Source organism: Mycetocola sp. (assembly GCF_025464835.1).
Classification (GTDB): Bacteria; Actinomycetota; Actinomycetes; order Actinomycetales; family Microbacteriaceae; genus Mycetocola_A.
In genome coordinates this window covers 13,451-34,756 of sequence record NZ_JAODMP010000045.1, presented here as the reverse complement: position 1 = coordinate 34,756, position 21,306 = coordinate 13,451, and the positions used below count along the sequence as shown (strand labels likewise).

17 protein-coding genes are annotated in these 21,306 nt (G+C 67.2%); 6 read left to right on the top strand and 11 right to left on the bottom strand.

The window, feature by feature from the left end; genetic code table 11:
• Window positions 1–426: 426 nt before the first annotated feature.
• The 3 genes from JWP90_RS05410 to JWP90_RS05400 all read right to left on the bottom strand — a co-directional run bounded on the left by JWP90_RS05410 (window position 427) and on the right by JWP90_RS05400 (window position 4,153).
• Window positions 427–846 (bottom strand): hypothetical protein, encoded by a 420-nt coding sequence (locus JWP90_RS05410; protein ID WP_297360739.1) that lies wholly within the window; start codon window positions 844–846, stop codon window positions 427–429.
• A 107-nt stretch (window positions 847–953) separates the two neighbouring features.
• The gene (locus JWP90_RS05405) at window positions 954–2,867 is read right to left on the bottom strand and encodes a DUF5107 domain-containing protein (RefSeq protein WP_297360736.1); all 1,914 of its coding nucleotides are present in this window, start codon (window positions 2,865–2,867) and stop codon (window positions 954–956) included.
• A 290-nt stretch (window positions 2,868–3,157) separates the two neighbouring features.
• Entirely contained in the window at window positions 3,158–4,153 is a 996-nt protein-coding gene (locus JWP90_RS05400; RefSeq protein WP_297360733.1) for a Gfo/Idh/MocA family oxidoreductase, read from the bottom strand.
• Between the two features lie 60 nt (window positions 4,154–4,213).
• Between JWP90_RS05400 and JWP90_RS05395 the strand changes: the two genes are divergently transcribed.
• Entirely contained in the window at window positions 4,214–4,417 is a 204-nt protein-coding gene (locus JWP90_RS05395; protein WP_297360730.1) for a hypothetical protein, read from the top strand.
• A 22-nt stretch (window positions 4,418–4,439) separates the two neighbouring features.
• Here the strand turns inward: JWP90_RS05395 and JWP90_RS05390 are convergent, their stop codons facing one another.
• From JWP90_RS05390 to JWP90_RS05375, 4 genes are all read right to left on the bottom strand, one after another.
• Window positions 4,440–4,562: a hypothetical protein gene (locus JWP90_RS05390; RefSeq protein WP_297360727.1), complete on the bottom strand. Its 123-nt coding sequence runs from the start codon at window positions 4,560–4,562 to the stop codon at window positions 4,440–4,442.
• A 55-nt stretch (window positions 4,563–4,617) separates the two neighbouring features.
• Window positions 4,618–8,103: a DEAD/DEAH box helicase gene (locus tag JWP90_RS05385; protein ID WP_297360724.1), complete on the bottom strand. Its 3,486-nt coding sequence runs from the start codon at window positions 8,101–8,103 to the stop codon at window positions 4,618–4,620.
• A gap of 86 nt (window positions 8,104–8,189) precedes the next feature.
• Window positions 8,190–8,360, bottom strand: coding sequence for a hypothetical protein (locus JWP90_RS05380; RefSeq protein WP_297360721.1), 171 nt, complete (start codon window positions 8,358–8,360; stop codon window positions 8,190–8,192).
• A 72-nt stretch (window positions 8,361–8,432) separates the two neighbouring features.
• Entirely contained in the window at window positions 8,433–8,585 is a 153-nt protein-coding gene (locus JWP90_RS05375; RefSeq protein WP_297360718.1) for a hypothetical protein, read from the bottom strand.
• Window positions 8,586–8,716: 131 nt separating this feature from the next.
• Between JWP90_RS05375 and JWP90_RS05370 the strand changes: the two genes are divergently transcribed.
• On the top strand, window positions 8,717–12,217 hold the full coding sequence (locus JWP90_RS05370; RefSeq protein WP_297360715.1) for a bifunctional RecB family nuclease/DEAD/DEAH box helicase: 3,501 nt from the start codon (window positions 8,717–8,719) through the stop codon (window positions 12,215–12,217).
• Window positions 12,218–12,223: 6 nt separating this feature from the next.
• Here JWP90_RS05370 and JWP90_RS05365 read toward each other — a convergent pair whose 3' ends face one another.
• The gene (locus tag JWP90_RS05365; RefSeq protein WP_297360712.1) at window positions 12,224–12,520 is read right to left on the bottom strand and encodes a GNAT family N-acetyltransferase; all 297 of its coding nucleotides are present in this window, start codon (window positions 12,518–12,520) and stop codon (window positions 12,224–12,226) included.
• Window positions 12,521–12,585: 65 nt separating this feature from the next.
• Between JWP90_RS05365 and JWP90_RS05360 the strand changes: the two genes are divergently transcribed.
• Together JWP90_RS05360 and JWP90_RS05355 are read left to right on the top strand one after the other, a co-directional pair.
• A complete protein-coding gene (locus JWP90_RS05360; protein WP_297360709.1) occupies window positions 12,586–12,948 on the top strand; it encodes a VOC family protein in 363 nt (120 codons plus the stop codon).
• Window positions 12,949–12,988: 40 nt separating this feature from the next.
• Complete coding sequence (locus JWP90_RS05355) at window positions 12,989–13,540, top strand: dihydrofolate reductase family protein (protein ID WP_297360705.1); 552 nt, start codon at window positions 12,989–12,991, stop codon at window positions 13,538–13,540.
• Window positions 13,541–13,594: 54 nt separating this feature from the next.
• On the opposite strand, the gene JWP90_RS05350 is transcribed toward JWP90_RS05355, so the two are convergent.
• The 3 genes from JWP90_RS05350 to JWP90_RS05340 form a co-directional block, all read right to left on the bottom strand.
• On the bottom strand, window positions 13,595–15,103 hold the full coding sequence (locus tag JWP90_RS05350) for a DHA2 family efflux MFS transporter permease subunit (protein ID WP_297360702.1): 1,509 nt from the start codon (window positions 15,101–15,103) through the stop codon (window positions 13,595–13,597).
• Between the two features lie 240 nt (window positions 15,104–15,343).
• Window positions 15,344–16,216 (bottom strand): NAD(P)H-hydrate dehydratase, encoded by an 873-nt coding sequence (locus JWP90_RS05345; RefSeq protein ID WP_297360699.1) that lies wholly within the window; start codon window positions 16,214–16,216, stop codon window positions 15,344–15,346.
• Window positions 16,200–16,940, bottom strand: a complete 741-nt coding sequence (locus JWP90_RS05340; RefSeq protein WP_297360696.1) for a histidine phosphatase family protein — start codon at window positions 16,938–16,940, stop codon at window positions 16,200–16,202. Before JWP90_RS05340 ends, JWP90_RS05345 begins: the two co-directional genes overlap by 17 nt.
• A 125-nt stretch (window positions 16,941–17,065) precedes the next feature.
• Here JWP90_RS05340 and JWP90_RS05335 point away from each other — a divergent pair, with 125 nt between their 5' ends.
• Both JWP90_RS05335 and JWP90_RS05330 read left to right on the top strand, forming a co-directional pair.
• Window positions 17,066–18,301: an exonuclease SbcCD subunit D gene (locus tag JWP90_RS05335; RefSeq protein ID WP_297360693.1), complete on the top strand. Its 1,236-nt coding sequence runs from the start codon at window positions 17,066–17,068 to the stop codon at window positions 18,299–18,301.
• Window positions 18,298–21,279, top strand: coding sequence for an SMC family ATPase (locus JWP90_RS05330; protein ID WP_297360690.1), 2,982 nt, complete (start codon window positions 18,298–18,300; stop codon window positions 21,277–21,279). Before JWP90_RS05335 ends, JWP90_RS05330 begins: the two co-directional genes overlap by 4 nt.
• Window positions 21,280–21,306 lie beyond the last annotated feature (27 nt).

Genomic DNA, 21,306 nt, shown 5'->3' with positions numbered 1-21,306 from the left:
CTTCGGAGATTCGTTGCGGATCGTCTGGGAACGGCTCGATCTGAGCCTGTTCGCGGGGAATCCTCGAAGTTCCGGACGAGGGTGGGCGACAGGGCTCGGGCGGCCGGTGCGCTGGGCGCCGAACGGTGGGGCTGGAGGCTTCAGGCCGTTCCGTTTGCAACTTCGGAGATTCGCTGCGGAACGTCTGGGAACGGCTGAATCTGAGCCTGTTCGCGGGGAATCCCCGAAGTTCCGGACGAGGGTGGGCGACAGGGCTCGGGCGGCCGGTGCGCTGGGCGCCGAACGGTGGGGCTGGAGGCTTCAGATGGTTCCGTTTGCAACTTCGGAGATTCGCTGTGGAACGTCTGGGGACGGCTCAATCTGAGCCTGTTCGCGGGGAATCCCCGTAGTTCCGGACGAGGGTGGGCGGTGACTGAGGCCAGCGGATCAGGCGGTCTGCGCGCTCAGCACGCCGAGAACGGCCAGCGCGTAGGCATCCGGAGCCGTCGCGGCGTCGAAGCGCAGCTTCTGCCCGCCCCTGTCGATTTCGACGACCCACATCTCGTCGACCCGGAGGAGAAAGCTGAACGTCGACCCGAGGAGTTCGCGGAGCTGGTCTTCTCGCGGTAGCCACAGGGTCTTCTCGAGGGCCACGGAGTCGAGAGCCCATTCGGTGGTGCCGTTGAAGCCGAGGATCGTTCCGGTGTCGTAGTCGTGCGGTTCGATCGTCATGTCGCTGACCGTGAACACTTCACCCTCGAACTCGCTCGTGTCCAGGCAGAACTGGTCGCCTGATTCGGGGATCCAGCCGAGGCCCGCTTCGCGCAACTGCTGCGCCAGCGTTACGGATGTCGTCGTGACCGTCATGCCTGAATGGTGACACCCGAGCATGAGAATCCTCCGCGAGTTGCCCATCTCGACGGGTGTGCCGGCCGAGGAACCCGCGAAACCGGGCGACTCGCGACCGGAACGTGTCACATCCGGAAGTCGTACCTCGGTGGCAGCGGCTCAGAGGACCCCAGCGCCGCCTGGTACTCGGCCCACACGTCCGAAAGCAGCGCATCGCCCTCACGCAGGTCGAGGACCACGAGGTCGCGATCGAGGATGCTTCGGCACCGGTCGAAGTCCCCGGTCGCGAGCGCGGCACGCGCCTCCGCGAGCAGGACCCGGCCGTCGTTGCGCTGATCGCCCGGGAGCGACTCGATCACGGAGAGCGTCTGGGCGGCACGTCCATCACGGTGCAGCACGGTAAGCAGCTCCCGGGTCAGCGGCAGCAGCGAAGGAGCCAGCTTGTGAGCCGCCAGGTAGAACGGCACCGCATCGGCGGTGTTGCCGCGGTCAGCGGCCAGCGCGCCGAGGTTCCTCAGCGCCCATGGGTTCGGTGTCCGGTCGACGGATGCCTGCCACAGCAGCCCTGCTTCGGCGAACGATCCCTCCGCTGCGGCGATCACACCCAGGTGGAGAAGAGCGAGCCAGTCATCCCGCTGCTTGAGCAGCGGAACCCAACGGGGGTCGATCTGGTACGAGCGCGGCGGCTGAAGCGGGTCGAGTTCCGCGGTTGCGGGCTCGCCAGCGAGCAGACGCAACCAGTACACCTCGTCGGGGCCAACGGCATCCGCTGGGAACGGGGTCCGTTCCGGGTCGATCGGGTTGCGGCCGTCGTGGTGACGCAGCTCATTTTCCACGGCGCCCCAGCCGGATCCCCCCGGGATGACCTCGACCAGCAGCTCACCGGATTGGTCGCGGTCGCGGAGATCCTCCAGCCGGGTGAGGAGGTTGCGGTCGTTCAGGTTCGTGGCGACGGCACCCGACGCCACGGCCCAGTCATCCGACTGAGCGGCGACGTCGAGCTGCAGTGCGCCGTACGCCTCGACCCATGACCACTCCGTTTCTGCGGGCATTCGCAGGTATTCCAGTTGGGTGCGGGCGAGCCCTGCCTGGATCTCGCAGTACGACCCGGAGCCTGACACCCATTCCTGCCAGTGCCGCCCGCCCGGATCCTGTCCCCAGACGAACAGCTTGCGACCGGGGAGGTTCTCCGTCGACGCCTGCACCACGCCGAAGCCGGTGCCGTCCACGGCCGCGATCCACGGCATCCGCGCGCCTGCTGTGTCGAAGAAGTAGTCGACGGTGTTTCGGGTCCTGGCCGGCCAGGTGATGTCGAGGCCGTCGACGGTCGGCACCGGAACCGTGCTGAGCACCCGTTCCTGCCCATATCTCCACGCGGATGCCGCCGGCGCAAGCACCCGTGTTTCCTGGTGTTGGGGGACTGCCATGTTCGACCACCAGTACATGGGCGTCGCGTTCGGGGAGTCGTTGGAGATGGTGCTGCGGATGAGCAGTTCCGAGGAGCTCTCCGGCAACCAGGCGTCGACGCGAAAGGTGACGTTGCGGATGCGCTCGTACTCGTAGAAGCGAAGCCCCACTTCACCGTCCGGGCCGCTGAGCGCCGCCGTGTGGACCGGGGAGCTGGTGAACGGGGAGTGCCCGATCATGCCGATGTTCCACTCGACGCCGCCGGCGAACCACGCGTTGCGCAGTGCGAGGTTGCGGAACCGGATCGCCTCGTTCTGGTGGAGCAGCTCCCGGCCGGATGCACGGTCGACAAGAGACCACAGCCGGCCGCCGAGGCCCGGCAGGAAGGTTGCCGTTAGGTACTCGTTCTCCAGCAGGACCGTCTCATGCTCTTCGGGCTCCTCCGTGGCCAGGTACCCGTCCTGGTCGAGGTAGGGCATGGCGGTCTGACCCCGGCTCGATCGCTCGTCGACGCCCTCGCCGTCGAGGTCGTCTCCGGCGTCCTCGAAGCCGGACGGAGCGTGGATGTCGCCGCTCCCGAAGATGTTCGGCAAAGGGTTCGACGGGCCCCACAAGCTGGTCGGAAGTGTCAACGTGCCCCTGCGAATCGAAGTCAACGAGGATCCCTCCCATCGGCAGCCGGCGGAACCCGGCTACTCGAGTCTGGAGTCTGAGCCGCGAACAGTCCAGCGATCGCATATTGGCGATGAGGAAACGTCCAGGTCAACGACGTGAAACTCCGTCCAAAGCGTGACGTCGACGTCAGGAGTGACCTCAAATTCAGCAGATTTGGCGCGACACGCCGTACGACGCGTCGTCTGTACGGCGTGTCGCCAAGGATCTGCTGAATTTGGGGTTCTCGTGGGCCGATTCCTGACGCAGCTCAGGCACGTTCCTCGAGCGGCACCGTCTCACCGGTCACGAGCGATTGCCGGGCGGCCAGTGCCACTTCAAGCGCACGAACAGCGGATGCCGTCGGGCTGAAGTCGGGGTCGTTCCCGTCCCGCACACGGTCGAGGAAATAGGCGATCTGCTTCTCGAAGTGGTCGTGCCGCGCCAGAGTCGTGCTTACGGTCCCGTCGGCGGTCGCGAGCCGGTACGCGTTGACGCCGGAGGTCCCACCGGAGCCGGTCGGGGCATCCGCTGAGAAGTCGTAGTCGAGAATGCCGTCGGAGCCGACGAGGTTCAGCGAGGTCGTGAACGGCGCCCCGGCAGGCACACCGGCGAAAGTGAGCACCTGGCCGATCGCGCCCGACCGGTACTCGATCGTCGTCTCGATCGGGCCGACCGGGTCGATGGCGATGCTTGTGACGGTGAGCGGCGTGCCGAGGAAGAGGTTCATCTGGTCGAAGTCGTGGATCCCCACGTCGACCACGACTCCGCCGGACGCGGACTCGTCGTACCACCAGGCGGAGTCCGGCTTGGTGATCAGCCGGCGGGCGCGGGCCGAGAGGACGGGCCCGATCCGTCCGGCGTCCACATCCTCGCGCGCCCGACGGTAGCCCTCGAAGAAGCGGACGACGTGCGCGACCATGAGGGTCCGGTCGCTGGAGGACGCTGCAGCGGAGATCGCCAGGGCGTCGGCCACCGTCAGGGCGATCGGCTTCTCGAGGAGCACGTGCTTGCCGGCATTCAGCGCCCGGACCGCGATGTCGCGGTGCGTCGAGGTCGGGGTGCAGATCGACACGATATCGACCTTCGGGTCGGCGAGCACCGTGGCGAGGTCGGTGACGACCCGGGCCTGCGGGGCCTCTTCGAACGTTCCGACCGCTTGTCGGCTGCAGACGTAACGGATGCCTGCGCCGTGTCCAAGCGCGGTCCACGCTGCGGCATGGGTGCGCCCCATGTATCCGGCGCCGATGATCGCGATGGTGGTCATGATCTCCTCCTGCCGCGGAGGGTCCGCCGCCGGTGGCCGCGCGAATGTGCGCCGTCGCCCGTGCCCATTCTGACGGCTATGGCCGTGCGCTGGGCCTCAGCTGGGGTACTCCGGAGCCCGGTGCCGCGGCGGCTGCCGTTTCTGGTGGCCGAACTCCCCGCCAGCATGTCCACCGTATGGGCGGCCGTGATCGGCATGATCCTCGCGGATGTAGGCCATGCGCCATGGGCCCAACTCGCGAGCGTCGCCGAGCAGGCCACCTGAGCGCGGCGTACCGAGAGGCGCCTCAACTCGGAGGAAAGTCCTCGGGACCGAAGCTGGATTCTCCGGCATAGGTCGGGTCGTAGTCGAGGCTGAACTCGTCGTACCCGCGGTCATCCGAACGGCCGCTCGCAGGTGCAGTTGTCATCCGCTGAGTCTAAGGCCGCGTTGGCCGCCCGTCTGTACCCCAACGGCGGGGCGGTTCAGTCGGCAGACGTCCAGCGCGAGCGTCTTTCGGCGTCCGCGACCGCGAAGTCCACGGCGGCGCTTTCGATCGCCGACGGCGGTTCGGGTTCCTCGAGCAGGCCGCGGATGTCGTCGGCGGTCAGGGCGGAGCTGAAGACGGCGTCGTCGTCCATCACCGCGTTGAACAGTTTCGCCTTCTGCGCCTTCAGCGCCATCACCTTCTCCTCGATGGTGCCGTTGGCGACCATCCGGTAGACCATGACGTTCTTGGTCTGACCGATCCGGTGGGTTCTGTCGACCGCCTGGGCCTCGGTGGCTGGGTTCCACCACGGGTCGAGCAGGAACACGTAGTCCGCTTCGGTGAGGTTGAGCCCGAAGCCACCGGCCTTGAGGCTGATCAGGAAGATCGGGGCGACGCCGTCCTTGAACTTCTTGATGACATCCGCCCGCTTCGTCGTCGAGCCGTCCAGGTACGCGTACGGGATGCCTGCGGCGTCGAGGCGCGCGGCCGCCTTGCCGAGGAACGACGTGAACTGGCTGAAGATCAGCGCCCGGTGGCCCTCGACGAGGACGTCCTCGAGCTGTTCGAACAGGGCGTCGAGCTTCGACGACGGCACATTGCCGTACGACTCGTCGACGAGGGACGCGTCGAGGCTGAGCATCCGCAGCAGGGTGAGCGACCGGAACACGATGAACCGGTTCTTGTCCATGTCGTCGAGCAGGCCGAGCAGTTTCTGCCGCTCCCGCTGCAGGAACGTGTCGTACAGCTTCTTGTGCTTCGGGTTGAGGTCGATGGTGAGGACCTGCTCCTGCTTCGCGGGCAGGTCGGTGGCGACGAGTTCCTTGGTGCGGCGCATCATCAGGGGGCGGATGCGTCGCCGCAGCCGGGTGAGGAGCTCCGGCCGGTCGCCGGCCTCGATCGGTTTCGCATACTCTTCGAGGAATTTGCGTGCCGATGGGAACAGTCCAGGGGCGACGATCGCGAACAGCGACCACAGCTCGAGCAGGTTGTTCTCCATCGGGGTGCCGGTGATCGCGAGTTTGAACGGCGCCTTGAGCTCGCGGACCGACTGGTGCACCTTCGCGGTGCGGTTCTTCACGAACTGGGCTTCGTCGAGAATCAGCCCTGCCCACTCGTGTTCGGCGTATGCCTCGAAATCGAGCCGGAACAGCGTGTATGACGTGATCACGACATCGGCGCCACCGACGTCACCGACCGGCCCGCTCTTCGCCCGGGTCGAGGTGATCGTGCGAACGTCGAGGTCGGGGGCGAACCGCTGAGCTTCGATCTGCCAGTTCGAGACGACGGATGTCGGCGCGACGACGAGGAACGGGCGTCGCTTTGCCGGCTCGGTCACTTCCTTCGCGTGGCTCATGAGAGCGAGAGTCTGCAGCGTCTTGCCGAGGCCCATGTCGTCGGCGAGGATGCCCCCGAGCTGGTGCTTCCAGAGGAAGGCGAGCCAGGCGAAACCGTCGAGCTGGTACGGGCGGAGCGTCGCCTGGATGCCTGCGGGCAGCGGGGTCTGCTCGACGGTGGTGAGTTCCCGCAGCCCGGTAACCGCGGCCTTCCATGACGCCGCCTGTTCCGATTCGTCGGCGAGATTCTCAAGGTCTTCCCAGAGGCTCGACTGGTACCGGCTGATCCGCATGCCGGTGTCCCACTCGGCGAGGGACCGTGCCTCTTCGATGAGCTCGTGCAGTTGCTCGAAGGCCGGCTGCTGCAGCGAGAGGTAACTGTTATCGACCAGCAGCAGCTTGGTCTGCCCCTTCGACAGGGCCTTGAACAGTGGACCGAACGGGATCTTCTGCCCGCCGATCGTCACGACGACTCCGAGGTCGAACCAGTCGCGCTGATCGGTCTCGACGGTGCTGACCTTGAGCTTCGGGGGTTCGGTGAGTTCCCGGTAGTCCGGGCGTGTGCCCGTGACGTCGACACGCACCCCCTCCACCGCCTCGATCCCCGGCAGGATCTTGTCGGTGAACTCGGCAGCGTCGAATCCGACCAGGGTCTGCGCCTCCAGCGGTGTGATCGCGCGCGCCCGTTCCGCGATGGTGTGCTCCAGCTGCAGGTCCCGGAGGCCGGAGTCGTGCGCTGTCGCGTAGAGCGGCATCCGCGTCTTCTCTGAGCCCTCTGTGTACTCCCATTCCCAGGACAGCGCGAGGGTGTGCTTGGCCGAGAAAACCGCGGTGAGGACGAGCACCGGCGGCACCGTCGGCGGGAACTCGACGGTGGCATCCGTCGACGTGATCGGGATGGTGTGCCGCAGCCGCGGGTAGAACTCGGTGAGGAACTCGTCGATGTCGGCGGCTGGGACGATCACGCTGCTGGCGCGGCCGACGAGACGCTTCTGTTCCTCGGTGAGCCGCTTGGGCGTCGGAGCGAGGATGAAGCGGGCGGCCGGTTCAAGGGAGTACGCGTAGACACCGTGGTCGCCGAGCAGCCCCGCCGATTGGGTCGGGTGCTCGATGCCGTCGATGGTCAGGGTCGCGTCGAGGCGCAGGTCCGGGTCGGCGGAGGCGTCGAGGCTCACCGAGGCGTTCGCCCCGATGGTGACGACGGCGTCCTTGCGGCTGCCGACGAGTTCGATGCCGAGCGAGGTCGCTTCCTCGAGAAGGTTCCAGAGCAGTGGGCTGTTGAAGTCGTCGAGGTACAGCCAGTCGAGGTCCTGGCCGACGGTGTAAACGTTGCGGGCGGCCCGGTGCAGCGCGGCGAACTGGCTGAACCAGCGGTGCTGGGCGGGGTCAAGGCCGAGCCGGTTGACCTGGTAGCTGAAGGTGTTCCAGCCGACGTTCGTGCGCACCCAGTTGCCCTTGTCGTTACGGATCACCGGGCGAACGCCGAGCCGGTATTCGCCGAGGTCGGACGCCGTCTTCGCCGTTCGGGCGGTGGGGCCGTTCCAGCGGTGCTTGGTCCGAGGGGTCTGCTCACGGAGTTCGAACTGCAGGCCCATCGACGTCGGCTCGGTTCCGGATGCCGCCGGCTGACCGGTCAGAGCGCCCACAGCCGATTTCCACGCGGGCTGCGCCGGATCGGCTGGCGCCGCTGCGGTCGGCTCATCGGCCGGCCAAGTTGCGCTCGGCCAGGTCGTCTCACCGTCGTACCAGCCGTCTGCTTCGCGCATCTGACGATCGATCCAGGCGCGATCGTGCGCGCCGGTATCTGTCAGCCCGGACGGCGGCAGGGCGATGCTCTTGACCGCGAGGGCGTTGCTGGCGAGCAGAGCAGCGGCGACGTGCTTGCAATCAAGGTGCATCGGGCACGTGCAGCTGGAGGAGGTGGGTCGGCTGAAATCCTTGCGTGCCGGAGCGAGGCTCACCCGGCAGCGGTAGGGACGCGGCGACGTGCCGTGCACTTCGGCGGTGAGGCTTCTGGATTCGTCGTCCCAGTCGATCGCTGTGACGGCGCCGGTCCGCGCGTACGCGGTGGCGCGATTGAACGCGGCGTTGCCGACAAGACGGATGATGTCGGTGACATCCACCAGGGGAGCGGCGGCGGGCGACATCCTTCTATGATCTCACGCCCTTCGGCCTGCGGCTGCCGCCGCTCGACTTCGCCAGCTGCCGTCCACGCCGCGCTCACCCTTGAGCGCTAGTCGGCGGGGCCCCCGGACGCAGTGTCCTCGGCGGTGTCGCCGGTGTCCGTGTTTGTGCCTGATCCGTCAGGGATGCCGTCGGCTGACTGTCCTGGACGGTTCGCAGTTTCGTCGTGATGTGAACGGTCGCGGGGCTTCGGGTGTTCGGTCTGCTCGTTGTCAGTCATGGCCCCACCGTACGCGGCCAGGAGGCGTCCGCGATAGAGCGGAGCGGCATCCGACGGGATGTGCTAACGGGTTCAGTGGGCGGGACCGCCGGACGCGGTGTCGTCGTCGGAGTCCGGGTGGCCGTCGGACCCGGACCCATCCGGGATGCCGTCAGCCGGCTGGCCCCGCCGCTTGGGGAGGGGCGTTTCGGTCGGTTCTGCGACGACGCCGTCGCTCGTGTCCATGGCTCAACGGTACGCCAGGCGTGCCTCGGCCGGAAGGGCTTCTCGCGCGCGGGAGGCTTCTTTTCTGCAGCCTTTCACCCGCTGTCGGTGGCTGCGGCTACCCTCGGAATTGCCCGACCATTGGAGATCCATTGTTCTTCCTCGACGACCCCGCCCCCACCGGTTCGCTGGTGAACACCGGCACTCTCGTGACGAGCGCGAGCGATCTCACCACGGCGTCGAAGTGCGAATTCGCGTTCCTGCGCAAGCTCGATGCGAAGCTGGGCCGCACCGAGCGCGTCGAGGAGGTCGTCGATGCGATGCTCGCTCGCACGGGGCGGCTCGGTGATGAACACGAGGCTCGCGTTCTCGACGCGTACCGGGCGCAGTTCGGTGCTGGCGTTGTCGAGATCCAGCGCCCTGAGGAGCTGACCCGCGAGGCCCTGGCCGAGGCTGTTGCCGCAACCCGGCGCGCGTTCGAGAGCGGAGCAGACGTCGTCTTCCAGGCCACGTTCTTCGACGGGCGGTTCGTGGGTTTCGCCGATTTCATCGTGCGGCAACCAGACGGCCGCTATCTGGTTCAGGACACCAAGCTCGCCCGATCCGCCAAGGTGACGGCGCTTCTTCAGCTGGCCGCTTACGTGCAGCAGTTGCGCCAGATCGGCGTCGAACCGGCAGATACCGTGCAGCTGCTGCTCGGCAACGGGATGACGAGCGAGCACCGGGTGAGCGACATCCTGCCCGTGTACCTCAAGCGCGAGCAGCGCCTGCAGCGGATCATCGCTGAACGATTCGACGATGACGCCGCCGTCGAATGGCGCGATGCGCGGTACGCCATCTGTGGCCGGTGTGAAACCTGCGAAGCAGAGATCCAGTCCACCCGCGACGTGCTGCTCGTCGGCGGGCTGCGGGTCACCCAGCGCACCAGGCTGGCCCAGAACGGCATCACCACGATCGAAGAGCTCGCGGATTCGACCGCCGACGTCGAAGGCATCGGGAGAACCACCCTGGCGGGTCTGCGTCTCCAGGCGAAGCTCCAGCTCGAGGGGCCGACATCGCCGGAGGACCACACGCCGCCTCCAGTGCGGGTCTTTCACCCGCAGGCCCTGGCCGCGCTGCCGGAACCGGACCCCGGCGACATCTTCTTCGACTTCGAGGGTGACCCGCTCTACACGGAAGGGAACGCCCGTTCATGGGGCCTCGATTATCTCTTCGGGCTCGTCGACGTTTCCGAGAAGTTCACCGCGGTCTGGGCGCACTCCTTCGCTGAGGAACGCGTCGCTCTGCGCAGGTTCCTCGACTTCGTGGCCGAGCGACGACGTACATTCCCAAATCTGCATATCTATCACTACGCGTCATACGAACGCACGCACCTGTCGTCGATCGCCGCCAGGCACGGCGAGGGCGAAGACGAAGTCGACCAGCTGCTGCGCGACAACGTTCTCGTCGACCTGTATCCGATGGTGAAGAAGAGCGTTCGGGTTGGGTCCCGCTCCTACTCGATCAAGAAGCTCGAGCCGCTGTACATGGGCGACGAACTGCGCACAGGAGATGTCACCAACGCTGCCGCGTCGATCACCGAATACGCGGATGCCCGCGAGCTCGCCGCGCACGGCGACGAAACCGCCGGCCAGCGCAAACTCGACGAAATCGCCGACTACAACCGGTACGACTGCGTGTCGACACTGCGCCTGCGGGACTGGCTTCTTGAACGCGGCCGTGAGCACGGCATCCTGCCGGGAACGCTGCACGAAGCGAAGGACTCGGTGCCCGAGATCGCGCCGTCTCCGCTCCGTTATGCCCTCCTCGCGCTCGCCGGTGATCGGCTCGCAGCCGGCCGCTCGGCGGACCAGACGGCTGCCGCCTTCGCCGCAGCTGCCATCGACTACCACCAGCGTGAGCAGAAGAGCTTCTGGTGGGGTCACTTCGCACGGCTGATCCAGGACGTCGAGACCTGGGCCGACACTCGCGACGTGCTCGTCGTCGATGACGACGGCGCGCTTCTCGAGCGGCCGTGGTTCCGCGAGGGCAAGCAACGTACCGACCGGCGATGGGTGCGCCTCACCGGGAAGTGGGGTCCAGGATCGAGCGTCAAGCCAGGCGAGCAAGCGGGCCCCTACGTGCTGTACGAGCACCCCGGCCCGTTCGAAGCGACGACCGGAGACCCCGGCTCGCGACCCAGCCGCACTGTGAGGGTTCTCGAGGTCGACGACCGGGGTGCCCTCGTCGAGGAGACCCTGCAGACCGGAGTGGAACCGTTCGACACGCTGCCGATCGCCCTCACCCCTGCCGCGCCGCCTCCTGCCGGGCAGCAGAAACCGGCGATCGAGGAATGGGCGCAGGCCATCGTCGACGCCGCACCGGGATGGCCGATGGACCCGGTCGTCGACATTCTCCGCCGTACCCCGCCCCGTACCCGGTCAGGGGCGCTTGCCCCTGTGACGGGCGACCGTATCGACGCGGTGATCGCCAGCGTCCTCGACCTCGACTCGTCCTACCTCGCCGTTCAGGGCCCGCCCGGTACGGGCAAGACCTACCTCGGCGCGCACGTCATCACCGCGCTGGTCCGTGATCACGGCTGGAAGATCGGTGTCGTCGCCCAATCTCACGCCGTCGTCGAGAACCTGCTCGGCGCCGTGGTCAAAGCCGGCCTGCCCGCCGAGCTCGCCGCCAAGGTGCAGAAGAACGGGGCGGATGCTGCTGAGGTCCCGTTCACCGTCCTCGACTCCAACGGCCAGCTGCTGTTCGCTGCCGAGCACGATGCCACTGGCTTCGTGCTCGGAGGCACCGCCTGGGACTTCAGTAACAAGGCGAGGTTCCCGCGGCACTCGCTTGACCTCCTCGTCATCGATGAGGCAGGGCAGTACTCGCTCGCGTTCACCATCGCGGCCAGCGTCGCGGCTCGCAACCTGCTTTTGCTCGGCGACCCTCAGCAGCTGCCGCAGGTCAGCCAGGGCCTGCACCCGGAGCCGATCGACACCTCGGCCCTCGGCTGGGTCAGTGACGGCCACGACGTCCTGCCGGCTGAGCTCGGTTACTTCCTCGCCGAGAGCCGGCGGATGCATCCGGCGGTCACCGAGCCGGTCTCTCGCCTCTCCTACGAGGGCGAGCTGCACGCCCACGAAGTGACGTCCACCCGGCGCCTCGACGGTATCGCACCTGGACTGCACGTCGAAGCCGTCGAACACGCCGGCAATGCCGTGTCGTCGATCGAGGAGGTCGACCGTGTCGTCGAGCTGGTGCGTGCAGCGATGGGCCGCGCCTGGACCGACCCGACCGCGTCTCGCGCCGACGACCCCCTCGGGCAGGACGACATCATCGTCGTCTCGCCGTACAACGCTCAGGTGGCGCTCGCGCGTGACGCTCTCGCCGCCGCGGGGCTCGACCGGGTTCGGGTGGGAACCGTCGACAAATTCCAGGGGCAGGAGGCGGCGATCGCGATCGTGACCCTTGCGGCATCCGCCCCGACCGAAGTGCCACGGGGGATGGGCTTCCTCATCCTCAAGAACCGGCTCAACGTGGCGATCTCGCGTGCGAAGTGGGCCGCTTACCTGGTGTACTCGCCGGCGCTGACGGACTACCTGCCCGTCACCGCGCACGGCATCACGGAGCTGAGTGCGTTCATCACCCTCGTCGAGCCGCAGCAGCCGTAGTCGGAGCTAGACGGCCGCCGCCCGCCGGAGCAGCTCGGTGCGATCCGGATGCTGCTCAAACCAGTCCGCGACGAAGGAGCAGGTCGGTACGATCCGCAGATCCGTTGTGGCGGCCACATCGTTCACCGCGAACTCGATGAGGGATGCCGCAAACCCGTTCCCCCGGCGCGACGGTGACGTGTACGTGTGAGTGAAGTACATCTCGCCGGGGCGCACCGTGTAGCCCGCCACGCAGACGAGTTCATCGCCGAGACGGAGGGTGTACCGGTGCGCATCCGGTTCGTGGGCGAATTCGGGAGCCATGTTCCCAGCGTAGTTCGCGTCGGAGCCCGTTGACCACGACCCACGGTGGTGCTCTCATGGAAGCCATGAGCTCCTCCATTTCTGGCGTCGCAGCCCTCGCCATCGACTGTGCCGACCCCGGAGCGCTCGCGACGTTCTGGCAGAAGCTCCTGGGTGGGCAAGTGGTTCTCGACACGGACGGGAACGCGGAACTCCGGCGCAACGGCAGCAATGTGCGCTTCGATTTCCTCAAGGTTCCCGAACCGAAGTCGGGCAAGAACCGACTCCACCTCGACCTCCGCAGCCGCGTTTACGACGCTGCGATCGCTGAGGCGCTCAGTTTCGGCGCGACGCTTGCAGACGACGTCTACGACGGTGGCGAATGGCAGGTCCTCCGCGACCCGGAAGGGAACGAGTTCTGCATTCTCCGCCCCCGATCGAACGTGTGACCGGTGGCCCCGTGCCGGATGCCGATGGGAGCGTGCGCGCATGACCGGCACGTCACCGACACGGAACCTGACAACATCCGCTTTCCTAGCGATGAGCCTTGACGGGTTCATCGCCAGACCCGACGGCGGGCTCGACTGGCTTCTCGAAGCGGGAGCCGACCTCGAGGACACCGGCTACGACGACTTCTTCGTCGCGGTGGACTCCATGCTGATCGGCCGCAACACGTACGACATCGTGGCGGCGTTCGATGAGTACCCGTACGCCGGCAAACGCGTGCTCGTTCTGAGCAGCTCCCTGGAAACGGTCGAATGGTCGGATGCCACGGTGCACCGCAGCCTCAACAGCGCCCTGGAAACCCTCGCCGCAGAGGGCCGCCGGCATGTGTACGTCGACGGCGGAACGGTCGTGCAGCAGTTCCTCCGGGCGGGGATGCTCGACAACCTCACGGTGAGTATCGCCCCTGTGCTGATCGGATTCGGTATCCCGCTGTTCGGCCCGCTCGACTCAGACGTGAAACTCGAACTGACCGGCACGCGAGAGCTTCCTGCCGGCTTCACCCAGGCGACCTACCGGGCCCGACCGCCCGGATGAGAAACGGATGCCGACCAGCATCGCAGCAGGGCGGCATCCGTTTCGCACAAGAACTCAATGCCCCGTGGGCACCCCAGCCGGAACGTCCGCGGGTTTGCTCACGAAGATCGCCCCGACGATCGCGAGCAGGGAGATGATCGCCCCGACCAGGAACGCCGACCGGATCCCGCCCGCAGCCGCGGCGATCCCAGCGGTGCCGTCGCTGGACAGAGCTGCGCTCGTCGTCGACATGATCGTCACGAACAGCGCGGTGCCCGCTGCGCCAGCCACCTGTTGCACCGTGCCGACCGTGGCGGAGGCGTGAGCGTACAAGGCCGGTTGAACCGCGCCGAGGGCAGACGTGAACAGCGGAGTGAAGAGGAACGCGAGGCCAAGGCTGAGAACCAGGTGTGCACCGAGGAGGGAGAACGGTGACGTCGACTCGCCCACCATGGCCAGGGCCCACAGCGCCGCACTGACGACGACCGAGCCGGGGATGAGAAGCGGTTTCGGACCGAACCGGTCGTAGAGGCGGCCGACCATCGGAGCCAGCAAACCCATCACCAGCCCGCCAGGCAGGAGCAGCAGACCGGTCTGCACCGGCTCGAGACCAAGCACCTGCTGCATGTAGATCGGGAGCAGGATGATGGTTCCGAACAGCGCTGCCATGCTCACCACCATGACACCGATCGAGACGCTGAAGTTCGCCGAGCGGAAGGTTCGCAGGTCGAGAAGCGCGCGGTCCCGGCGCTGGAGCCGGATCTGTCGCGCGACGAACGAGCCGAGCGCGAGTATGCCGACGCCGAGGGCGATCCACATCGGCAGCGCTGCTGTGGCCTGCTCGGCCGCAGACGCCTCCGCGGGTCCGCTCTCACCGATGCGGCTGAGGCCGTAGATCAGCCCACCGAACCCGAGAGCGGAAAGGATCACAGACGCGACGTCGAGCGGCACCTGTTTCGGCTCGGACACGTTTTCGACTCTGCGAACGCCGAGAACAAGCATGACGAGAGCGATCGGCAGAACGATCCAGAACATCCAGCGCCAGCTCAGCGCGTTGAGGATGATTCCGGACACCGTCGGGCCGAGGGCGGGGGCCACCGAAATGACGATGGACACGTTGCCCATCGTCCTGCCACGCAGGGCGGCAGGCACCAGGGTCATGATCGTTGTCATCAGAAGCGGAATCATGATCGCTGTGCCTGAAGCCTGCACAACCCGGGCGCCGAGCAGCACCTCGAAGTTCGGTGCGAGGGCCGCGAGCAGCGTGCCTGTCGAAAACAGGCTCATCGCCGTGATGAAGATCGGGCGGGTGTTGAACCGCTGCAGCAGGAACCCCGTGATAGGGATGACGATCGCCATCGTGAGCAGGAACGCGGTGGTCAGCCACTGGGCGGACCGCGCGGTGATGCCCAGGTCGAGCATCAGTTCACGGAGCGCGACGCTCATGATCGTCTCGTTGAGGATGACGACGAAGGTGGCTGCGAGCATCAGCCAGATCACACGGAAGTTCCGCGCGCTGTGGTCTGGGACGGCCGGCTGGAGCGCAGAAGAGCGTTCCGAGAAGTCGGTGGCGGAGTCGTTCACGGGGATTCCAATGGTCGGGACCGGGCGGAGAGCTCAGGGGCGGTTCGCGGGTGATACGGATCCGCGTGTAGGAAGCGCAGCGCCGGAAGCCAGCGCGAAGAGTGAGACGCAGGCACCGGTCACGCTATTGCGCACCGGGCTCGAAAAGTTCGAGAGGAATGAGCATACGGCACCGGATGCCGCAGGCACGGCCGCGTGCCGCCTCCGAAGAAGAGCTGCCTCGAACCGGAGCGGGCTCGATCACGCGCCGATTTCGACCAGCACGCGTGGCAACTCGTCAAGAAGCTCGCTGGCGAGAAAGCCGAGCGGTCCGACGTGCACGGCCAGCCGGTCGCCGGCCGCCGCGTGCGCGTGCGTCGCCCAGACCGCGGCCTGCTCCGGGCTCGCCCCCCGTGCGCATAACCCGGTGATCGCGCCGGCGAGAACGTCACCGCTTCCGGAGGTGGCGAGGCCGCCTCCACCCGTTCCGGTGCGCCAGATCCGCCCGTCGGGGTGAGCGATCACGTCATAGCAGGTGACGACCGCGCGGTAGCGGCGGGAGATCTCGGCGATGTCCTCGACCAGATCCTCCACATCACGCTCGAGCAGCCGGGCGGCTTCCTCCTTGTTCGGGGTCAGCACGAGCCGGCCCCCGAACGCCTTGACGAACTCCGGAACCTTCGGCAGCACGCCGAGCGCGAATGCGTCGAGGATCACGGTGGAATCCGAACCGATCAGCGGAATCAGCGCTGACAGCATCCGCTCCTGTTCTCCCGGGTCGTCGAGGCCGGGCCCGACGAGCACGGCGTCCGCACCCGAGAGATCGCGCTCGGCGGCATCGACGCCTGTGCCGTCCACATGCCCGTCTGTGGTTTCGCGGAGCGGGACGACGCCGCACTCGGGAACCCCGACGGCCACTGCGGTCGCGACGGACGTTGCAACGGCAATGGTCAGCCGCCCGGCACCCACGCGCAGCGCCGCGAGTCCCGAGAGCATCGCTGCACCTGGCGATCGGGGTGCGCCGCCGACGACGATCACCTGGCCCCGGCCGTACTTCGAGTCGCCCGCCTCAGGCAGCGGCCACTCCCGCAACGAATTGGGGGTGACGTTCTCGTGCTCAGATGGGTTGGACATCGGTATCTCCGGCGTGTTCGGTGATCGGTGCGCCGACCGCTTCGAGGTGGGCGTCGTCGGAGAAGACTTCGAGCGTCCAGAGCCGTTCGCCTGGCTGGCGGGTGAGCCGGGTGACGGAGGCGTTGAGCACCGTGTTGCCGGCTGCGAAGGCGAGGAGTTCCTGCTCAGACCAGCCAAGGCAGAGATAGAGAAAGACGAGCACCACGGCATCGTGCGCGGCAACGAGGACCGGGCCGGATGCGTCATCAGCGTCGACATCCCGGAGAAACGACCGCACGCGGAGCGCCACATCCGTCCACGCCTCACCGCCGGGCGGCCGGTAATAGAACTTGCCCAACCAGCGCCGCCGAGCCGCCTCCTCCGGGTAACGCTCGTCGACGCCGTGCGACGTCAGCGTGTCCAGGATGCCGAGTTCCCGGTCGCGGAGCCGCTCGTCGACGAGAAACGAGCGCTCCAGCCCGCTGACGCCGAGAGCGACGGACAGCGTCTCTCGGGCGCGCTGGTACGGCGAACTCCAGATCGCCGTCGGCACCGGCTCGCCGGCGTTCGCGGCGAGCCAGGATCCGAGCGCCTCCGCCTGCCTGACCCCGGTGTCCGAGAGCGGCACATCCGCATCCCGGTGTTCGACGGGGATGACCTCGAGCCGCGCCCGCTGCGTCTCGGTCGCCTGGACGTTCGCCGTCGACTCCCCGTGTCTCACCAGCCATAGTTCCGTTGCGGTCATGGGCCAAGGCTAACCGACCCAGCCGGCTGGCGACCGGGGCTTGATTTCGAGGCCCTGATCCGCGAGGTGCGTACTTCCCGGCGTCGCGCGCCGGCAATGTCGGCGGCCGCGGTTACCGTGAAGACATGAGAATCCTGCACACCTCCGACTGGCACATCGGTCGCACGTTCCACGGTCATTCGACCCTGGTGAACCTGCGCTCCGTGCTCGCTGCGCTGGCGGTCGAAGTGCGGGAGCGTTCGGTCGACGTGGTTGTGGTTGCTGGCGACATCTTCGATTCGGCCACCCCGGCCGCTGAGGCATACACCGTCCTCGAAAGCGCGGTGCTTGAGCTTCGGGAGGCCGGGGCGTCCGTCGTGCTGACGAGCGGCAACCACGACTCGGCCACCCGGCTCGGCTTCATGTCACGGTTCTCCGGTCTCGCGGGCGTCCACATCGTGACCAGGCAGGAGCAGCACGACGCGCCGGTCACCCTGCCCGATGAGCACGGCCCCGTTTATTTCTATGGCATCCCCTATCTGGAACCGTCTTTGCTGCGGCACCACTACCCCGACGTCACCCTGCGCACCCACGAGCAGGTGCTCGGGTTCGTGATGGACCGGATCCGCGCCGACCTTTCCGTGCGCGGGGGCCGCTCCGTCGTGCTCTCGCATTGCTTCGCCGTGAACGTCGCCGCGACAGGGGCCGACGCGTCTGAGCTCGGTGCCGGCGACGTCGAACGCGACATCACTGCCGGCGGCATCGACTACGTTCCGATGTCCGTTTTCGACGGGCCGGACTACGTCGCCCTCGGCCACATCCACGGCCGGTCGACGCTCAGCGATCGGGTGCGGTACTCCGGCGCCCCGCTGCACTACTCGTTCTCTGAAGCGGCGAAACCGCGCGGCGCCTGGCTCGTCGACCTCGATGCGACCGGGTTGGCGTCGGTCGACTGGGTCGACCTCCCTGTTCCCCGGTCGTTGAAGGTGGTCACCGGTTCCCTCGACGAGATCCTGACGGATGCCGCGCTCGCCGGGTTCGAGAACCACTGGCTGTCAGTCGTGCTCACCGACACCGTGCGTCCTCTCGACGGCATGCGCCGGCTACAGGCTCGATTCCCGCACTGCGTCACACTCGAACACCGTCCGGCCCTCACCGCCGAAACGTCGGCCGACAGTTACGCCGAGCGGGTGAGAGGGCAAAGCGACATCGACATCGTCTCCGGTTTCCTCGCCCACGTGCGCAACGGGGTCGGCCCGAGCGACGCCGAGAAAGCGATCGTCGCCGATGTGCTGGCCGAGGTCGAGCGCGCAGATCATGATGAGCCCGCCGTGTTCAACCGGCCACCGGTCGAACAGGTTCTGGCTGAGGTCGACGCATGAAGATCCAACGGCTGAACGTCGCAGGCTTCGGCCCGTACAAGGACGAACAGCGGATTGACTTCGAACGCTTCGACGACGACGGCATCTTCCTCATCGCAGGCAAGACCGGAGCCGGCAAATCCAGCCTGCTCGACGCGATCTGTTTCGCTCTCTACGGCAGCGCGCCCCGGTACGACGGAACACAGCCGAAGCTCCGGAGCGACTATTGCGAACTCGGCGATCCGACCTGGGTCGAACTCGACTTCCGCATCCAGGGCGTCTCGTACCGGGTGCGGCGTGCACCGGAGTACGACCGGCCGAAGAAGTCGGGAACGGGCACGACGACAGAGAAAGCAACGGCCGAACTCTTCGTCGAGAAGGACGGCGGTTGGGAGGGCATCGCCGCACGCCCCGTCGACGTTGCCCGCAAGCTCGAGGTCATCCTCGGGTTGACGAAAGACCAGTTCCTCCAGGTGATCCTGCTTGCGCAGAACCGTTTCCAGGAGTTCCTCCTCGCCAAGAACGATGAACGCCAGGCCGTGCTCCGCACCCTGTTCGGCACGAAACGGTTCGAACAGGTCGAACTTGCCTTGAACGACAGGCGCAAAGAGCTCGCGGCCGCTCTCGCGTCCACCGCCGGCGGCCTGCGCATGTCGGCCGAGCTCGCCGCTGGCCTCGTGCAGCACGACACCCCAGCCGACCCTGAGCCCGGCTGGTTCGACGCCATCCTCGCGGAGCTCCGTGAGGTGCAAGCCGCCGCTGCCCAGGCCGCCACCGTTGCAGATGCCGAGTTCACCGCGGCCGACGCGGAACATCGCGGGCTCGAGAACACCCGCCGGTTGCAGTTGCGGCGCGACAGCGCTCGCGAGACCCTCGCCGTCTTCGAAGCCCAAACCGCGTCGATCGACGCCGACCGGGTCCGGCTGGAACAGGCGCAGCGGGCGGCCTCCGTCTGGGCCCATGTCGCCGCTGCGCGCGGGGCAGCGAAGGCGCTCGACAAAGCTGACGTCGTCGAAGCGCAACGACTCGTCGCATACACCGCCGCCGCAGACGGGGTCGTCGACAACGATGCAGCGGTCGCGGAACGCGACGGCCTTGCTGTCAGCCGCGTCATCGATGACCTTTCCCGCCGGCTCGGGGCACTCGACTCCGTGCTCGACGACGAAAAGTCCCTGCCCGAGCTCTCGGCCTCCGTCCGTCGGTGTGAGAAAAACCTCGAATCGCGCCTCGCCGCCATCGAAGACGCCAATGCGCTCGTCACATCGCTCCCGGCTGACCTTGACCGCATCGCCGAGTCGCTCGCCTCCGCGCGGGTCGCGGCTGCGGCTGCGTCCCCGGCACGGGAGCGTGTCGCTCGGCTCGATGCTGCCAGGGTTGCCGCCAAGCGCGCCGTCACTCTCGACAGGCGCCTGATCGAGGCCAGGTTTGCCGAGAAGGACGCGAGCGCACGGCTCACCGAGGCAACCCGGGTTCAGGACGAGCTTTTCGCGAGACGCCTCAGCGGTTATGCGGCCGAACTCGCCAGTGAACTGGTCCAAGGCTCCCCGTGCGCCGTCTGCGGGTCGGTCGAGCACCCCAGCGTCGCGACAACCGGCGACGAACCAGTGGCCGAGGCCGACATCGACCGCGCCAGAGAAGCCGTCGCCGTCAGACGTGCTGAGCTCGATGCAGCCACCGCGGCGGCACACGCCCTCGTCGCGCAGCTTGCCGAGGCGCACGCTGCGGCCGGCAATAAATCGCTTGACGAACTGGAAACAGAGATTCTCGAAGCAACCGCCCGACTGATGGAGGCCGAAGCCGCGGCCTCCGTCGTCGCCGAAGGGGAGAAAACCCAGACCCGGCTCCGCGCCTCGCTGGAAGCCGCCACCGCACACGTCGTCCAGCTGCGCGCGGACCTTGCAGCGGCCGCCGACGAATCCACCACCGCGCGCACCGCTCTCTCAGCCGTCACCGGCCGGGTCGAATCCGCCCGTGCCGGGTTCGACTCGGTGAAAGCTCGAGCGAGCACGCTGCAGACCGCCCTGGACGCGGCGAAGGACCTCGCGGCAGCCGTCGACGATCGGGAGGTTCGCGTCAGGGCACTCGCCGCCGCCCGCGAGATCCTGGCCACGCAGTTGCGCGAGAATGACTTCCCCGATGAGGACCACGTCGAGATGGCCCGCAAAAGTTCAGCCGAGATCGCCTCACTCGACACCCGGATCCGTGAACACGACCAATCCGTCAGCACAGCCAGGGCCGCTTTGAGCGAGCCGGAACTCGCCTCCCTTCCCGCCGGCCTCGTCGACCTCGAACCGTCCGCAGCCCTCGTCGCGCAGACCCGTGCCGCTCGCGATGACGCGCTCCAGGCATCCGGCCTGCTCGCAGACAGAGTCACCCAGCTCGAGGCGATCGTCGCTCGGGTGCACAACGAACAAGAGGCATCGGCCCGGCTCCGAGAGGAGTTCGACCAGGTGCGGGCGCTTGCCAGCGCCGTCCAGGGCGGCGAACCGAACACCAAACGGATGCGGCTGGAGACATACGTGCTCGCAGGCCAACTCGAGGAGATCGTTACCGCGGCAAACGCTCGCCTGCGCACCATGACGAGCGGCCGCTACACGTTGCAGCACGACGACTCCGTGCAGTACCGCAATGTCAGGTCAGGGCTCGGCCTCGCCATCCTCGATGAGCACACCGGTCGCGCCCGTGCAACACATTCCCTTTCGGGCGGCGAGACGTTCCTGGCTTCCCTCGCCCTCGCGCTCGGCCTCGCCGAAGTTGTGACCAACCAGGCCGGCGGAATCAGCCTCGACACGCTGTTCATCGACGAGGGCTTCGGCTCGCTCGACCGCGAGACGCTCGATATCGCCATGTCGACGCTCGACGGCCTGCGCTCAGGCGGCCGTACCATCGGGCTGATCAGCCATGTTGAAGCGATGAAGGAGCAGATCCCAGCGAAACTGCGCATCACGGTGACGGATGCCGGCTCCAGTCGCGTCGATACCACCCTCGAACTCGTCTGAACCCGGGCAAGAATCAGGTGGATCCCC

Coding starts and splice junctions, on each gene's coding strand:
- JWP90_RS05390 (WP_297360727.1), bottom strand. CDS start 4,562: ATGACAACTGCACCTGCGAGCGGCCGTTCGGATGACCGCGGGTACGAC.
- JWP90_RS05340 (WP_297360696.1), bottom strand. CDS start 16,940: ATGACCGCAACGGAACTATGGCTGGTGAGACACGGGGAGTCGACGGCG.
- JWP90_RS05375 (WP_297360718.1), bottom strand. CDS start 8,585: ATGGACACGAGCGACGGCGTCGTCGCAGAACCGACCGAAACGCCCCTC.
- JWP90_RS05410 (WP_297360739.1), bottom strand. CDS start 846: ATGACGGTCACGACGACATCCGTAACGCTGGCGCAGCAGTTGCGCGAA.
- JWP90_RS05365 (WP_297360712.1), bottom strand. CDS start 12,520: ATGGCTCCCGAATTCGCCCACGAACCGGATGCGCACCGGTACACCCTC.
- JWP90_RS05380 (WP_297360721.1), bottom strand. CDS start 8,360: ATGACTGACAACGAGCAGACCGAACACCCGAAGCCCCGCGACCGTTCA.
- JWP90_RS05355 (WP_297360705.1), top strand. CDS start 12,989: ATGACCGGCACGTCACCGACACGGAACCTGACAACATCCGCTTTCCTA.
- JWP90_RS05400 (WP_297360733.1), bottom strand. CDS start 4,153: ATGACCACCATCGCGATCATCGGCGCCGGATACATGGGGCGCACCCAT.
- JWP90_RS05335 (WP_297360693.1), top strand. CDS start 17,066: ATGAGAATCCTGCACACCTCCGACTGGCACATCGGTCGCACGTTCCAC.
- JWP90_RS05360 (WP_297360709.1), top strand. CDS start 12,586: ATGAGCTCCTCCATTTCTGGCGTCGCAGCCCTCGCCATCGACTGTGCC.
- JWP90_RS05330 (WP_297360690.1), top strand. CDS start 18,298: ATGAAGATCCAACGGCTGAACGTCGCAGGCTTCGGCCCGTACAAGGAC.
- JWP90_RS05345 (WP_297360699.1), bottom strand. CDS start 16,216: ATGTCCAACCCATCTGAGCACGAGAACGTCACCCCCAATTCGTTGCGG.
- JWP90_RS05385 (WP_297360724.1), bottom strand. CDS start 8,103: ATGTCGCCCGCCGCCGCTCCCCTGGTGGATGTCACCGACATCATCCGT.